Origin of the sequence: Pseudomonas sp. Root329, from assembly GCF_001424925.1 — a bacterium.
GTDB classification, from domain to species: Bacteria; Pseudomonadota; Gammaproteobacteria; order Pseudomonadales; family Pseudomonadaceae; genus Aquipseudomonas; species Aquipseudomonas arabinosi.
The window spans coordinates 99961-114132 of record NZ_LMCV01000008.1 but is presented as its reverse complement, the minus strand read 5'-3'; the positions used below and the strand labels follow the sequence as shown (position 1 = coordinate 114132).

Annotated in this window: 14 protein-coding genes; all 14 read left to right on the top strand. The window is 62.3% G+C overall.

Going from position 1 to position 14172, the window contains the following annotated elements; genetic code table 11:
• The first annotated feature begins 68 nt into the window (after positions 1–68).
• The 14 genes from ASC74_RS09915 to ASC74_RS09850 all read left to right on the top strand — a co-directional run bounded on the left by ASC74_RS09915 (position 69) and on the right by ASC74_RS09850 (position 14082).
• Entirely contained in the window at positions 69–803 is a 735-nt protein-coding gene (locus ASC74_RS09915; protein ID WP_056741221.1) for a glycosyltransferase family 2 protein, read from the top strand.
• Positions 800–1741 carry an LpxL/LpxP family acyltransferase gene (locus ASC74_RS09910; protein ID WP_056741219.1) on the top strand — a complete coding sequence of 314 codons (942 nt, stop codon included), beginning with the start codon at positions 800–802 and terminating at the stop codon, positions 1739–1741. Before ASC74_RS09915 ends, ASC74_RS09910 begins: the two co-directional genes overlap by 4 nt.
• Positions 1722–3266, top strand: a complete 1545-nt coding sequence (locus ASC74_RS09905) for an HAL/PAL/TAL family ammonia-lyase (protein ID WP_056741217.1) — start codon at positions 1722–1724, stop codon at positions 3264–3266. Before ASC74_RS09910 ends, ASC74_RS09905 begins: the two co-directional genes overlap by 20 nt.
• Positions 3259–3684, top strand: coding sequence for an acyl-CoA thioesterase (locus tag ASC74_RS09900; protein WP_056741216.1), 426 nt, complete (start codon positions 3259–3261; stop codon positions 3682–3684). Before ASC74_RS09905 ends, ASC74_RS09900 begins: the two co-directional genes overlap by 8 nt.
• 155 nt (positions 3685–3839) lie before the next feature.
• Positions 3840–4409: an outer membrane lipoprotein carrier protein LolA gene (locus ASC74_RS09895; RefSeq protein ID WP_056741247.1), complete on the top strand. Its 570-nt coding sequence runs from the start codon at positions 3840–3842 to the stop codon at positions 4407–4409.
• A complete protein-coding gene (locus ASC74_RS09890; protein WP_056741214.1) occupies positions 4393–6732 on the top strand; it encodes an MMPL family transporter in 2340 nt (779 codons plus the stop codon). The genes ASC74_RS09895 and ASC74_RS09890 overlap by 17 nt, the downstream gene beginning before the upstream one ends.
• Positions 6729–7889 (top strand): hypothetical protein, encoded by a 1161-nt coding sequence (locus tag ASC74_RS09885; RefSeq protein WP_046045633.1) that lies wholly within the window; start codon positions 6729–6731, stop codon positions 7887–7889. The genes ASC74_RS09890 and ASC74_RS09885 overlap by 4 nt, the downstream gene beginning before the upstream one ends.
• Complete coding sequence (locus tag ASC74_RS09880; protein WP_056741212.1) at positions 7876–9123, top strand: NAD(P)/FAD-dependent oxidoreductase; 1248 nt, start codon at positions 7876–7878, stop codon at positions 9121–9123. Before ASC74_RS09885 ends, ASC74_RS09880 begins: the two co-directional genes overlap by 14 nt.
• Positions 9120–9845, top strand: a complete 726-nt coding sequence (locus ASC74_RS09875) for a class I SAM-dependent methyltransferase (RefSeq protein WP_056741210.1) — start codon at positions 9120–9122, stop codon at positions 9843–9845. Before ASC74_RS09880 ends, ASC74_RS09875 begins: the two co-directional genes overlap by 4 nt.
• On the top strand, positions 9845–10480 hold the full coding sequence (locus ASC74_RS09870) for a hypothetical protein (protein WP_082555791.1): 636 nt from the start codon (positions 9845–9847) through the stop codon (positions 10478–10480). Before ASC74_RS09875 ends, ASC74_RS09870 begins: the two co-directional genes overlap by 1 nt.
• Positions 10477–11673: a beta-ketoacyl-[acyl-carrier-protein] synthase family protein gene (locus ASC74_RS09865; RefSeq protein WP_056741208.1), complete on the top strand. Its 1197-nt coding sequence runs from the start codon at positions 10477–10479 to the stop codon at positions 11671–11673. Before ASC74_RS09870 ends, ASC74_RS09865 begins: the two co-directional genes overlap by 4 nt.
• Complete coding sequence (locus ASC74_RS09860; protein WP_046053972.1) at positions 11670–12131, top strand: hotdog family protein; 462 nt, start codon at positions 11670–11672, stop codon at positions 12129–12131. Before ASC74_RS09865 ends, ASC74_RS09860 begins: the two co-directional genes overlap by 4 nt.
• A complete protein-coding gene (gene fabG, locus ASC74_RS09855; protein ID WP_056741207.1) occupies positions 12128–12856 on the top strand; it encodes a 3-oxoacyl-ACP reductase FabG in 729 nt (242 codons plus the stop codon). Before ASC74_RS09860 ends, fabG begins: the two co-directional genes overlap by 4 nt.
• A complete protein-coding gene (locus tag ASC74_RS09850) occupies positions 12856–14082 on the top strand; it encodes a beta-ketoacyl-ACP synthase (RefSeq protein WP_056741205.1) in 1227 nt (408 codons plus the stop codon). Before fabG ends, ASC74_RS09850 begins: the two co-directional genes overlap by 1 nt.
• Positions 14083–14172 lie beyond the last annotated feature (90 nt).

Sequence of the window (14172 nt, the reverse complement as noted above, 5' to 3'; positions counted from 1 at the left end):
CAGAGATCCAGTGTGGGAGCGGGCTTGCTCGCGAAGCAGGCACCTCGGTCTTTCAGGTGTGAGCCAACATGCATAACCCCTGCGCAATCATCCCGGTCTACAACCACGAAACCGCCATCACCACGGTGGTCGATGCGGTACTCGCCAGCGGCCTGCCGTGCATTCTGGTGGACGATGCCAGCAGCCCGGCCTGCGCAAAGGTGCTCGATCAACTGGCCCTGCGCGACAAGGTGTTCCTGATCCGACTCGGCGCCAACCAGGGCAAGGGTGGCGCGGTCATGACCGGGTTTCGCGAAGCCTCGCGCCTGGGCTTCAGCCATGCCTTGCAGGTGGACGCCGACGGTCAGCATGACCTGCAAGACGTCCAGACTTTCATTGAACTGTCACGCGCCCATCCCGAGGCGGTGATCTGCGGCTATCCGCGATACGACGCCAGCGTGCCGAAAGGTCGCTTGTACGCCCGTTACCTGACTCACGTCATGGTCTGGATCAACACCCTGTCGTTGCAGATTCGCGATTCCATGTGCGGCTTTCGCGTCTATCCGTTACCACCGACCCTGGCGCTGATCGATTCGGCGAAGATCGGCAAGCGCATGGACTTCGACTCGGACATTCTCGTGCGACTGGCCTGGCGCAATCTCCCCATGCAATGGCTGCAAACCAACGTCCATTACCCACTGGATGGCGTCTCGCATTTCCGCCTGTTCCACGACAACGTGCTGATTACGAGCATGCACACCCGGTTGTTCTTCGGCATGTTGCTGCGGGCGCCAGTGATTCTCTGGCGACGGTGGCGAGCATGAGCACAGACACGGAACACTGGGCTGACCGCCAGGAGCGCGGCAGCTTCTGGCTGATGAAGTTCACCGCGTTCTGCGCCAAAGTACTCGGGCGCAGGGTGTTGAGCCCGTTGCTGTACGGCATCGTTCTGTACTTTTTCCTGTTCGGTCGCAGTGCCCGTCACAGCGCCTGGCAATACCAGCAGAGGCTCGCCGACTGGAGTGGTCGCAATGAATTGCGCCCGACCCATTGGCGAGTGTTCGGCCAGTTCATGGCCTTCGCCGACTCCATGCTCGACAAGCTCGACGTCTGGAACGGCAAGTTGAGCATCGAGCAGATCGAAATCATCGACCCGGCCTTGCTGCGCAATCAACTGCGCGGCACCCGCGGGCAGATGCTGGTGGGCGCGCACCTGGGCAATCTCGAGGTGTGCCGCGCGCTGGCGGAGATCGGTGAAAAAGTCACGATGAACGTGCTGGTGCACACCAAGCACGCCGAGCAATTCAACCGCTTGCTCGGCGAAGCCGGCGCGACCAATTTGCGACTGATTCAGGTCAGCGAGCTGGACCCGCTGATCATGCTGCAACTCCATGAACGCCTGGAGCGCGGCGAGTGGCTGGCGATTGCCGGCGATCGCGTGCCGCTGCACGGCGGCCGCAGCGTGACGGTGGACTTCCTCGGCCATCAAGCCGCGTTCCCGCAGGGGCCATGGTTGCTGGCCGGTCTGCTGAAATGCCCGATCAACCTGATGCTGTGCCTGAAGAAACCGACGGGCGACTATCGACTGACCCTCGAACCGTTCGCCGAGGCCGTGGTGTGGAAGCGCAGCGACCGCGAGCAGGTCATTCATCAGTGGGCCTCCCGCTATGCCGAACGCTTGGGTCACTATTGCCTTGAAGCGCCCCAACAATGGTTCAACTTTTACCCTTTCTGGAAGACCGATGACGACGCCAACGCTTGAGCCGGTAACCTTCGGCGAACTCCCTTTGCGCATCGAAGACGTGCTGGCCCTGGCCAACCGTCAGGTGCCGACGCAGTTGCAAAGCGACCCTGCGTACCGCGAGCGTATCGCCAAGGGTGCGCGATTCCTGGACTCCCTGCTGGACAAGGAAGGCGTGATCTACGGCGTGACCACCGGTTACGGCGATTCTTGCGTAGTCGCGGTACCGCTGCATCACGTCGAGGCATTGCCCCGTCATCTGTACACGTTCCACGGCTGCGGCCTGGGCAAACTGCTCGACGCTCAGGCCACTCGCGCGGTGCTGGCGGCACGTTTGCAGTCGCTGTGCCACGGCGTGTCCGGGGTGCGTGTGGAACTGCTGGAGCGCCTGCAAGCCTTCCTCGAACACGACATTCTGCCGCTGATCCCGGAAGAAGGCTCGGTGGGCGCCAGCGGTGATTTGACGCCGCTGTCCTATGTCGCCGCGACCTTGTCCGGCGAGCGTGAAGTGATGTTCCGGGGTGAACGCTGGCAAGCGGCCGACGTGCACCGTGAACTGGGTTGGGAGCCGCTGGTTCTGCGCCCGAAAGAAGCGCTGGCGCTGATGAACGGCACCGCCGTCATGACTGGCCTCGCGTGCCTGGCCTACGCCCGCGCCGATTACCTGCTGCAACTGGCCACGCGCATCACCGCGTTGAACGTGGTCGCCCTGCAAGGCAACCCCGAGCACTTCGACGAGCGCCTGTTCGCCACCAAACCGCATCCGGGGCAGATGCAAGTCGCCGCGTGGCTGCGCAAGGATCTGGCGATCGACGCGCCGACCGCGCCACTGCATCGCCTGCAAGACCGTTATTCCCTGCGTTGCGCGCCCCACGTCCTCGGCGTGCTGGCCGACAGTCTGAACTGGCTGCGCTCGTTCATCGAAATCGAGCTCAACAGCGCCAACGACAACCCGATCATCGACGCCGAAGCCGAGCGCGTGCTACACGGCGGGCACTTCTACGGCGGCCACATTGCGTTCGCCATGGACAGCCTGAAAAACCTGGTGGCCAACGTCGCCGACCTGCTCGATCGTCAACTCGCCTTGCTGGTGGACGAGCGTTACAACCACGGCTTGCCGAGCAACCTGTCCGGCGCCACCGCGGATCGCGCAATGCTCAACCACGGCTTCAAAGCCGTGCAGATCGGCACCAGTGCCTGGACCGCCGAAGCGCTGAAAAACACCATGCCGGCCAGCGTCTTCTCGCGCTCCACCGAGTGCCACAACCAGGACAAAGTGAGCATGGGCACCATCGCTGCCCGCGATGCGATTCGCGTGCTGGAGCTGACCGAACAGGTCGCCGCTGCCACCCTGCTGGCCGCCAACCAAGGCGTCTGGCTGCGCAGCAAGGCCGAGGATGCACGCCCATTGCCGCCAGCACTGGCCGCCATGCACGAAGAGTTGGCGAAAGACTTCCCGCCGGTCATCGAAGACCGCGCGCTGGAAGGTGAACTGCGCCTGTGCCTGAAGCGAATTGCCGAGCAACACTGGAGGCTGCATGCGTAGCAAGGGAGTGCTTCACACCGATACGGAAATCCTCGTGCCGTTCTTTGATGTCGACACCATGAACGTCGTCTGGCATGGCCATTACATCAAATACCTGGAAGTCGCCCGCTGCGCGCTGCTGGACAAGATCGGCCACAACTACACGGCCATGGTCGAGTCTGGCTACGCGTGGCCAGTGATCGATCTGCAACTGCGTTATGTGCGCGGCGCCGTGTTCGGCCAAAAGCTCAACGTGCGCGCCAATCTGGTGGAATGGGAGAACCGTCTGAAGATCAGCTACCTGATCAGCGATCTGCAAACCGGCGAACGCTTGACCCGCGCCAGCTCCGTGCAGGTCGCCGTCGACATGAGCAGCCGCGAAATGCAGCTGGCCTCACCCAAGGTCTTCACCGACGCTGTTGAAAGGATGCTCGCATGACCCTGCTGAAAACCCTCTGTAGCAGCTGGCGAAGCCTGCGTTCGATTGCGCAGCAATCGCCCTGCATTTCTCCTGATGCACCGCAAGTTCAGGTTTTACGACGGCTTCGCCGCCGAACGCAGCCTCGCGGGCTCGGCAGCTGCTACCTGTTCGTGATGGCGCTGGGATTTACTTCGTTGGCGCAGGCTTTTGATTTGCAACAGCTCAGCGATCAACTGGCCAAGCCTGATGTGATCCACGGCAACTTCATCCAGGAAAAACACCTGCGCGCCCTGCCCCAGCCGCTGACCAGCAAGGGCACTTTCGTCCTCGCTAAAAACCACGGTTTGCTCTGGCTGCTGAAAACCCCGCTGCAACAGGATTATCGCATCAGCGACAAAGGCATTGCCCGGCGAGACGCCAACGGTTGGCAAATGCTGCCGAGCAAGAGTGCCGGCGCCGAGCAGAACCGTTTGTTCCTCGCCGTACTGCAAGGCGACAGCAGCGGGCTGCAACGGGATTTCGAGCTTTCACTGAACGGCGATGCGCAGAACTGGAAACTGACGCTGACCCCGCGCTCCATGCTGCTCAAGCAGGTGTTCACTCAGATCAACATCACCGGCGGCGAACTGGTGCACAGCATCGAGCTGCTCGAAACTCAGGGTGACAGCACCCTCTTGCGCATGCAGGACAGCACCAGCGCCCAACCGTTGAGCGATGCGGAGCAACATGACTTTGCCGAGTGAACGGAGTCTTCCGCGGCTGTTTCTGATCCTGCTGCTGGCGGTGCTCGCGCTCGCCGGTTGGCAATGGCGTGACGGCGCCCCGCTGTCGGCCAACCTGATGGAACTGGTGCCGGGCACGGCGCCAGACGCGCTGGAACTGCGCGCAGAACAACGCATGCAAGAACCGCTGAACCGCGAAATGCTGGTGCTGGTCGGCCACACCGATCGCCAGCAAGCGGTCGCGATGGCGCAGAAACTGGGCGAGCAGTGGCAGGCCAGCGGCTTGTTCGAAAAGGTCCAGTGGAACCTGCAAGCCGACTTGCCGGCGCTGCGCACGCAATTGCTCAATGGCCGACTGGCGATGCTCTCAGCGGCTGACCGGCAGCAACTGATCGAGCACCCCGACGCCTTTATCCAGCAGCGAGTACAAGCGCTGTTCGACCCTTTCACCGGTTTCAGCCTGGTGCCGAGTCAGGATGACTGGCTGGGCCTGACCGGACGCATCCAGAACAGCCAGCCGCAGCACGGTTCGGTGCAACTGGACATCGGCAGCGGTGCGCTGGTCGCCGATGCCGACGGCAAGAGTTGGGTGTTGCTGCGCTCGCGCACCACGGGCAACGCCTTCGACATGAACCTGCCGCTGCAAGTGACCGACCTGCTCCAGCACAGCCGTGAAGAAGCCGCCCAGGCAAACGTTCAATTGCTTGCCGCCAGCGGCTTGCTCTATGCGGCCAGTGGGCAAAAGCAAGCCACCCGGGAGATGACCTGGGTCGGTGGTGGCGCCACGGTGGGCATTCTATTGCTGTTGCTGCTGGCCTTCCGGCGCTGGCGGGTGTTGCTGGCCTTCGTCCCGGTGCTGGTCGGCATGCTCTTCGGCGCGGTGGCCTGCGTGGCGCTGTTCGGCCATATGCATGTGATGACGCTGGTGCTCGGTTCGAGCCTGATCGGCGTGGCGGTCGATTACCCGCTGCATTACCTGTCCAAGAGCTGGAGCCTGAAACCCTGGCACAGTTGGCCGGCCCTGCGCCTGACGTTGCCAGGCCTGACGCTGAGCCTGATCACCAGTTGCATCGGTTACCTGGCCCTGGCCTGGACACCGTTCCCGGCGCTGACCCAGATTGCCGTGTTCTCTGCCGCCGGTCTGCTCGGCGCTTATTTGTCCGCCGTGTGCCTGCTGCCGGCACTGCTCAAGGGCACAGACCTGCGTCCAGCGCAGTGGCCGCTGCGGGTGTCCGAGTTTTTGCTGGGTCGCCGTGAAGCGCTGCTCAAACTCGCGAGTACGCCGGTGCTGCTGGCGCTGCTGATTGCCTTTTGTGTGGGCGGCCTGTTGCAGCTCGACACCAAAAACGACATTCGCCAGTGGGTCGGCGCACCGCAGCAACTGACTGACGAAGCACAAACCATTGCACGCATCACCGGCTATCAACCCACCAGCCAGTTCTTCCTGGTGCGCGCCGCCAATCAGCAGCAACTGCTGGAACGCCAAACCGCGCTGAGCGAGCGACTGGATCAGTTGGTCAACCTGGAAAAACTCCAGGGTTATCTGTCGCTCAATCAATTGGTCAGCCAACCCAGCGAACAGCGGAAAGTGCGTGAAGCGCTGAACAAGTTGCCGCAGTTCTGGCAGCCGCTGCTCGATGTCGGTGTACCGGCCGAGGCGCTGCAAGCAGAGCTCACGAAATTGCAGGCACTGCCCACCGAAGACATCGACGCGGCGCTGGTCGGTCCGTTGGCGGAACCCTATCGCGCGCTGTGGCTGGGACCGACCGATAACGGCGTAGCGGCGATGGTCAGTCTGCAAGGGTTGAACAACCCTTCTCTGCTGCGAGTCCAGGCGCTGGATTTGCCGGGCGTAGAATTGGTGGATCGCCTCGGTGAGTTGAACAAGGTGTTCGCCGACACCCAGATCAGCGCCGCAGAGTTGAAACTCGCTTCCTGTGCGCTGATCGTGCTGGTGCTGATCCTGCCGTTCGGCTTCGGCGGCGCGCTGCGGATCGTCGCCCTGCCGCTGCTGGCCGCGCTGTGCAGCCTGGCCAGTCTCGGCTGGCTGGGGCAACCACTGACGCTGTTCAGCCTGTTCGGCCTGCTGCTGGTGACGGCCATCAGCGTCGATTACGCGATCCTCATGCGCGAGCAGGTCGGCGGCGCTGCCGTGAGCCTGCTGGGCACCTTGCTGGCGGCGCTGACCACCTGGCTGTCGTTCGGTTTGCTGGCGGTGTCCAGCACGCCGGCTGTGAGCAACTTCGGTCTGTCGGTGAGCCTGGGGCTGGCCTTCAGCTTCATCCTTGCGCCGTGGGCCGGACGCCAGATTCACGCCGCCCCGGTCGCGGAGTCAGCCACATGATGATCGCCGTGTTCTGGGTCATGGCCCTGGCGCTGTTCGCCGTGGCCACCCGTGTCGGTCGTCACTTCGGCGTGATCCCGATTGTCAGCCAGTTGCTGCTGGCCACCTTCGGCCTGCCGCTGCTGATGTACTTCTGGATCGAACCCCAGTGGCAATTGAGCGGCGCCGCGCTGGTCGCGCCGGCCTGGCTGAAAAACCTCTACAGCCTGGGCTTTGCCTTGTTGCTGGGGCACATTCTCAGTGACGTGATCGACCTGCGACTCGACCGTCAGAGCCTGAAAATCGCCCTGCCGAGTTTCTGCATTCCATTTGCCTGCGGCCTCGCGACTGCAGTGTGGCTGTTACCGCCGCAACCCTGGATCAGTTCCCTGGCCGTCGGCCTGCTGTTCGCCATCACCGCGATTCCGGTGTTGTATCTGTACCTGCGGCACATCAAATACCCGCCTGCCGCCACCCGGCGACTGGTGCAGACCGCCATCCTCATCGACCTCACCTGCTGGACCCTGTTCGCCATCGCCCAAGGCAGCCTGCACCTGAGCAGCCTCTTGCTACCGCTGGCCGGCGCTTGCCTGCCGTTGCTGCTGCGTCTGCTCCGCTTGCGCCAACCGTTGCTGCACAGCGGCTGCTTCTTCGCACTGCTGGTGGTGGCGGAACACTTCAAGCTCAATGCGTTGATTTTCGGCATCGGTTACCTGCTGTGGATGGCTGCGCTCAAAGTGCCGCTGGTGTTGCCGTTGCCGGTGATCTGGATGAGTCACTTGCAGACGTATATCGCGATCCCGCTGATCCTCACGTTCGGCATCGTGCAAATCAACGTCCACGCGGCCATGGCCAGCCTCGGCTGGGTGCAACTGGCCGCACTGCTGCTGTTTCCGATTGCCAGTAAACTGCTGGGCAACTGGCTGGGCCTCGGCTGGGCCGGCGCCTCGTTTGAAGGCGCCAGTCGCTGGCGGGAAAGTGTCTTGCTGAACATTCGTGGCTTGAGCGAGATCGTCTTTCTCAACCTGCTGCTGCAACAACAACTCATCAGCCCGGCGCTGTACTTCGCGCTGATGGTGATGGGCCTGATCGCGACACTGCTGCCGGCACTCGCCGGTATGCACCGAACCCCTCTGAACATCGCCGTCCCGGCAAGGAGCCCCCGTGCCAACAGTTGAAATGGAACATCGCCAGGTCGTGGTTATCGGTGCAGGTCCGTCGGGCGCCATCGCCGCCGCGTTGCTCAAGCGCAAAGGTCACGACGTATTGATGATCGAGCGCCAGCATTTCCCAAGGTTTTCCATCGGTGAAAGCCTGCTGTCCCACTGCCTGGATTTCGTCGAAGAAGCCGGCATGCTCGAGGCGGTGAACGCCGCCGGATTCCAGTTGAAAAACGGTGCGGCATTCGCTTGGGGCGAGCAATACAGCGCCTTTGATTTCGGCGAGACGTTCAGCAACGGCAAGCCGACCACCTTCCAGGTCCTGCGTGCCGATTTCGACAAGCTGCTGGCCGATCAAGCCGAGTTGCAAGGCGTCGACGTTCGTTACGGCGAAGCCATCGTCAGCGTCGATTTCACCCTGCCGAAACCGCAGCTCGATGTGCTTCGCGAAGACGGCAGTCAGTACCGCGTCGAAGCCGATTTCGTGCTGGATGCCAGCGGCTACGGCCGCGTGTTGCCGCGCTTGCTCGACCTTGAGGCGCCGTCGGATTTCCCGGTGCGCCAGGCCGTGTTCACCCACGTCGAAGACCACATCGACAGCCCGACCTTCGAGCGGGAAAAAATCCTCATCACCACCCATCCGATCCACCGCGATATCTGGTTCTGGACCATCCCGTTCAGCAACGGCCGTTGCTCGGTGGGCGTGGTCGCGGCAGCCGAACACTTCGAAGGCCGCATGGGGAATCTGGACGAGTGCCTGCGTGGGTTTATCGCTGAAACCCCAAGCCTGGCCGGTGTGTTGAACAACGCCGTGTGGGATACGCCTGCTCGAACCATTGGCGGTTACTCGGCCAACGTCAAAACCCTCCACGGGCCAGGCTTTGCCCTGCTCGGCAACGCGGCGGAATTTCTCGACCCGGTGTTCTCCTCCGGCGTGACCATCGCCATGCGCTCGGCGAGCATGGCCGCCGGGGTTCTGCATCGCCAACTGCAAGGCGAAAGTGTCGATTGGCAGACTGAGTTCGCCATCCCGCTCAAGCGCGGCGTCGACACGTTCCGTTGCTACGTCGAAGGCTGGTACGCCGGGACGTTCCAGGACGTGATTTATCACGTGGGCGGCTCGCCCGATATTCGCCGCATGATCAGCTCGATTCTGGCCGGGTATGCCTGGGACGAGCGCAATCCGTTCGTTGCCGAACCCAAACGCCGGCTGCGGATGCTCTCGGAGCTCTGTGCAAAGGACGCCACATGAGCTACTTGAGCGACACTTACGTCGAAGAAACCCGCTTTGGTCTCTGGTTCCTGCGCAGCCACACCTGGCAGCACCATGTTCTGCGAGTGGCAATCAGCGATTTGCGTAGCCTGTTCAGCGAAACACCGCCGAGCAACCCAGTGCTGCTGGATGCCGGTTGTGGTCAGGGCAAGTCGTTCCAATACCTGCGTCAGACCTTTGCCCCCCAGCGCCTGATCGGTCTGGACGCTGACCCTCACAGCCTGAAGCTGGCCGGCGAAGAAGCCGTCCGTCAGGGCATGGCCGTTGAGTTGACCGGCAGCGACTGCGCGAGTATCAACGTCCCGGACGCCAGCGTCGATCTGCTGTTCTGTCACCAGACCTTCCATCATCTGGTGCAGCAGGAACAGGCACTGGCCGAGTTCTACCGCGTGCTCAAGCCCGGTGGCTATCTGCTGTTCGCCGAATCCACCGAGGCTTACATTGATACCTGGGTGATTCGCTGGTTGTTCCGCCACCCGATGCACGTGCAAAAGAGCGCCGCCGGGTATCTGGACATGATTCGCCAGCAGGGTTTCGAACTCGGCCCGCAAAACGTGTCTTATCCATACTTGTGGTGGAGCCGCGCCAAGGATTTCGGCCTGTTTGAACGCTTGGGTCTGCGCCGGCCAAAGCCCTTTGGCCAACGGGAAGAAACCCTGGTCAATGTGGTCGCGCGCAAACCCCTTGAAGGTGCTGTGTGATGTTTACTCACGCTAAACCCTGTGGGAGCGGCGGTGCGGCGATCCGACTTGCTCGCGAAAGCGGTGTGTCAGTCAACAATAGTGTTGGATGTGCCGACGCATTCGCGAGCAAGTCGGATCGCCGCACCGCCGCTCCCACAGGGACTGCAAACATTCTGAGATTTCTGCTGCTAGGCGCGGTCCTGTTGCTGAGCGCCTGCGCCAGCCGGGCGCCGCTGCCCGAGCAAACCCCGAACCTGTCGTTGCCGCTGCAATTGCACATCCAGCGCCTGGTGGCCGACCAACGTCAGGACTGGGTGCTGGTGATCCAGCGTGAAGGCCCTGGCATTCGCTGGTCGATGATGGACTTGCTGGGCATTCCACAGGCACGCCAGAAACTGGTCGATGGCGAGTGGCAGGCTGACGGTCTGCTGCCGCCCAATCCGGAAGCGCGAGAGCTGTTCGCCGCGCTGCTGTTTGCGCTGACCCCCAAAGATGAACTGTCGGGCAATTATCCCGCCGCGTGGCAGCATGGCTCGCAACGGTCCTTGCCAGCGCACTGGGAAGTCCGCTACTCACAACCCATGAGCTTTGAATTGAACCTGCCCAAAGGCCCGAAATATCAAGTCACGCCACTCAGCGGGGACACGCCATGACGGCCTACCTGAATGCCCTCGGGGTGATCTGCGCCCTGGGCCGTGACAAGTCCGAAGTCACCCGCAACCTGTTTGCCGGTGACTGTTCGGGCATGCGTAATGAGGCCGGCTGGGTGGCGGAACGGTCATTGCCCGTGGCCGCGGTTCGCGGCGAACTGGCGCCGATCCCGGCTGAGCTTGCGCCGCAAGACACCCGCAATAATCAATTGCTGCTGGAAGCCGCGCTGCAAATTCGCGAAGACATCGACCAGGCAATCCAGACTTTCGGCCGCGACCGCATCGGTATCGTTCTGGGCACCAGCACCTCCGGCATCGACGAAGCCAGCAGCGGCCTGGCCCATTACATTCGCGAGCATCAGTTCCCGGCCGATTACGACTATCAGCAACAGGAACTCGGCGCCCCGGCGAACTTCCTCGCCGACTGGCTGCAACTGAGCGGCCCGGCCTATGTGATTTCCACGGCCTGCACCTCCAGCGCCCGGGCGTTGATGAGTGCTCAGCGACTGTTGGACCTGGGCATTTGCGATGCGGTGCTGTGCGGCGGCGTCGACAGCCTGTGCAGGCTGACCCTCAATGGGTTCTCGGCGCTGGAAGCGGTGTCCGGACAACGCTGCAACCCGTTTTCGGTGAACCGTAACGGCATCAACATTGGCGAAGCGGCGGTGCTGTTTTTGATGAGCAAAAATGTCGGCGACAGCCAGCCGATTGCCCTGCTCGGCAGTGGCGCCAGCTCCGATGCACATCACATTTCCGCACCGGAACCGACCGGCCGTGGCGCCCTGCAAGCGATGCGCAAAGCCTTGAACCAAGCAAATCTGCAACCGCAACAGATCGATTACCTGAACCTGCACGGCACCGCCACCCAACACAACGACGCCATGGAAAGCCTGGCGGTGGCGACGTTGTTCCCGGCGGGTGTGCCGTGTTCGTCGACCAAACCCATGACCGGCCACACCCTCGGGGCGGCCGGCGCTCTGGAAGCGGCGTTCTGCTGGTTGAGCCTGAGTGCAGGCAATCGCGAGCACGCCCTGCCGCCTCACGTCTGGGACGGCCAACCGGATCCCCAATTGCCCGCCCTGAATTGGGTGACCCCGGCCAATCGCCTGACGTCCATTGCACCTCGCTATCTGATGAGCAACTCCTTTGCCTTCGGTGGCAACAACGTCAGCCTGATTATCGGAGACGCCCCATGATTGACTGGCCGATCGCCGAACTGCTGCCGCACGCTGGCGACATGATCTTCATCGAGCAGATCCTGTCGTTCGATGACGAGCAGATTTACACCCGCCTCACGGTCAGACCCAATGGCCTGTTCAACCGCCCGGATGGCAGCCTTCCGGCCTGGGTCGGCATCGAACTGATGGCCCAGAGCGTCGCCGCCTACGCCGGTTGCCATGCGCGCCAGCGTGGCGATGCGGTGGAGCTGGGGTTTCTGCTCGGCACCCGCAAATTCGAATGCAACGTCGAGCACTTCCCCGCCGGCACAGAGCTGACCATCCACGGCATCCGCTCACTGGAAGACGACAACGGCATGGGCGTGTTCGAATGCCACATCACCGCCCCCGGCATTCACGCCACCGCTCGTCTGAACGTGTTCCGTCCGCCTCAGGCCGCTCAATACCTTCATGAAACCCAAGGAACCCAGCCATGACTGAATCCGTACTGATCACCGGTTCCAGCCGTGGCATCGGCCGCGCCATCGCTTTGCGTCTGGCTCAGGCCGGGCATGACATCGTGCTGCATTGCCGCAGTGGCCTGGCGGACGCTGAAGCCGTGAAGGCCGAAATCGAAGCCTTGGGGCGCAACGTGCGCATTCTGCAATTCGACGTATCCGACCGTGCCAGCTGTAAAGCCACTCTCGAAGCCGACGTGGAAACCCACGGCGCCTATTACGGTGTGGTGCTGAACGCCGGCCTGACACGCGACGGTGCTTTTCCGGCCTTGAGCGAGGATGATTGGGATGTGGTGATGCGCACCAACCTCGACGGTTTCTACAACGTGCTGCACCCGGTGATGATGCCGATGATTCGTCGTCGCGCCGCCGGACGGATTGTTTGCATCACCTCGGTTTCCGGGTTGATCGGCAACCGTGGCCAGGTCAACTACAGCGCCTCCAAGGCCGGTTTGATCGGCGCGGCGAAGGCGTTGGCGATCGAGTTGGGCAAGCGCAAAATTACCGTTAACTGTGTCGCACCCGGCTTGATCGACACCGCGATGCTCGATGAAAACGTGCCGGTGGAAGAAATGATGAAAATGATCCCCGCACAACGCATGGGCACCCCGGAAGAGGTGGCCAGCGCGGTGAATTTCCTGATGTCGGCGGAAGCGTCCTACATCACCCGGCAGGTTCTGGCCGTTAACGGAGGCCTGTGCTGATGAAGCGCGTCGTCGTCACCGGCATGGCCGGCATCACCTCACTGGGCAGCGATTGGGACACCATCGCCGGCAACTTCGCGGCCAACCGCAGCGGTATCCGCCGGATGGACGAGTGGGATCGCTTCACCGAACTCAACACACGCCTGGCGGGGCCGATCGACGACTTCAAAGTGCCGAGCCACTGGACCCGCAAGCAATTGCGCAGCATGGGCCGGGTTTCGCGCCTGGCGGTCGGTGCGGCAGAACAGGCATTGGCCGATGCCGGGCTGTTGGGTGACCCGTCGATCAAGGACGGGCGCATGGGCGTTTCCTGCGGCTCATCCACCGGCAGCACCGACGAGATCAAGGCGTTCGGCAACATGCTGCTCAACTCGGTGGCCGAGGGCCTGAACGCCAACTCTTATGTGCGCATGATGCCGCACACCACGGCGGCGAATATCAGCATCTTCTTCGGCCTCACCGGCCGGCTGATCCCGACCTCCAGCGCTTGCACCAGCGGCAGTCAGGGCATCGGTTATGCCTACGAGTCGGTCAAGTTTGGTCGCCTGCCACTGATGCTCGCCGGCGGCGCCGAAGAACTGTGCCCGACCGAAGCGATGGTCTTCGATGCGCTCTACGCCACCAGCCTGAAAAACGATGCGCCGCAGACTTCCCCGCGCCCGTACGACAGCGGCCGCGATGGCCTGGTGATCGGTGAAGGCAGCGGCATGCTGGTGCTCGAAGAACTCGAACACGCATTGGCTCGCGGTGCGCACATCCATGCCGAACTCGTCGGCTTCGGCAGCAACGCCGACGGCCAGCACGCCACCCGCCCAGAGCAGGTCACCATGCGCCGGGCCATGGAGCTGGCCCTGGAAGACGCCGGGCTGCAACCTTCAGACATCGGCTACGTGAATGGTCACGGCACGGCCACTGAACAGGGCGACATTGCCGAAACACTGGCAACGAGCGCGTTGTTCGGCGAGCACATGCCGATCAGCTCGCAGAAGAGTTTCCTCGGTCACACCCTTGGAGCCTGCGGCGCGCTGGAATCCTGGTTCAGCATCGAAATGATGAACCGCGACCTGTACGTCCACACCCTCAACCTCGACGACGTCGACCCAAACTGCGGCAAGCTCGATTACCTGCGCGGTGAGTTCCGGCAGATGAGCAACCAGTACGTGATGAACAATAATTTTGCGTTTGGTGGCGTTAATACTTCGCTGATCTTTCGGCGCTGGTCGTAACAGGGAAGTAGGTGATTGATCCTTCCCACGCAGGAGCGGGGGAAGGATCAATCAATCCCATCTACACTCGCTGAATCAGACCGCATGCAC

Excerpts from the sequence above, each read along its gene's own strand:
- ASC74_RS09915 (WP_056741221.1), top strand. The coding sequence starts at position 69 with ATGCATAACCCCTGCGCAATCATCCCGGTCTACAACCACGAAACCGCC.
- ASC74_RS09910 (WP_056741219.1), top strand. The coding sequence starts at position 800 with ATGAGCACAGACACGGAACACTGGGCTGACCGCCAGGAGCGCGGCAGC.
- ASC74_RS09905 (WP_056741217.1), top strand. The coding sequence starts at position 1,722 with ATGACGACGCCAACGCTTGAGCCGGTAACCTTCGGCGAACTCCCTTTG.
- ASC74_RS09900 (WP_056741216.1), top strand. The coding sequence starts at position 3,259 with ATGCGTAGCAAGGGAGTGCTTCACACCGATACGGAAATCCTCGTGCCG.
- ASC74_RS09895 (WP_056741247.1), top strand. The coding sequence starts at position 3,840 with ATGGCGCTGGGATTTACTTCGTTGGCGCAGGCTTTTGATTTGCAACAG.
- ASC74_RS09890 (WP_056741214.1), top strand. The coding sequence starts at position 4,393 with ATGACTTTGCCGAGTGAACGGAGTCTTCCGCGGCTGTTTCTGATCCTG.
- ASC74_RS09885 (WP_046045633.1), top strand. The coding sequence starts at position 6,729 with ATGATGATCGCCGTGTTCTGGGTCATGGCCCTGGCGCTGTTCGCCGTG.
- ASC74_RS09875 (WP_056741210.1), top strand. The coding sequence starts at position 9,120 with ATGAGCTACTTGAGCGACACTTACGTCGAAGAAACCCGCTTTGGTCTC.
- ASC74_RS09870 (WP_082555791.1), top strand. The coding sequence starts at position 9,845 with ATGTTTACTCACGCTAAACCCTGTGGGAGCGGCGGTGCGGCGATCCGA.
- ASC74_RS09865 (WP_056741208.1), top strand. The coding sequence starts at position 10,477 with ATGACGGCCTACCTGAATGCCCTCGGGGTGATCTGCGCCCTGGGCCGT.
- ASC74_RS09860 (WP_046053972.1), top strand. The coding sequence starts at position 11,670 with ATGATTGACTGGCCGATCGCCGAACTGCTGCCGCACGCTGGCGACATG.
- fabG (WP_056741207.1), top strand. The coding sequence starts at position 12,128 with ATGACTGAATCCGTACTGATCACCGGTTCCAGCCGTGGCATCGGCCGC.
- ASC74_RS09850 (WP_056741205.1), top strand. The coding sequence starts at position 12,856 with ATGAAGCGCGTCGTCGTCACCGGCATGGCCGGCATCACCTCACTGGGC.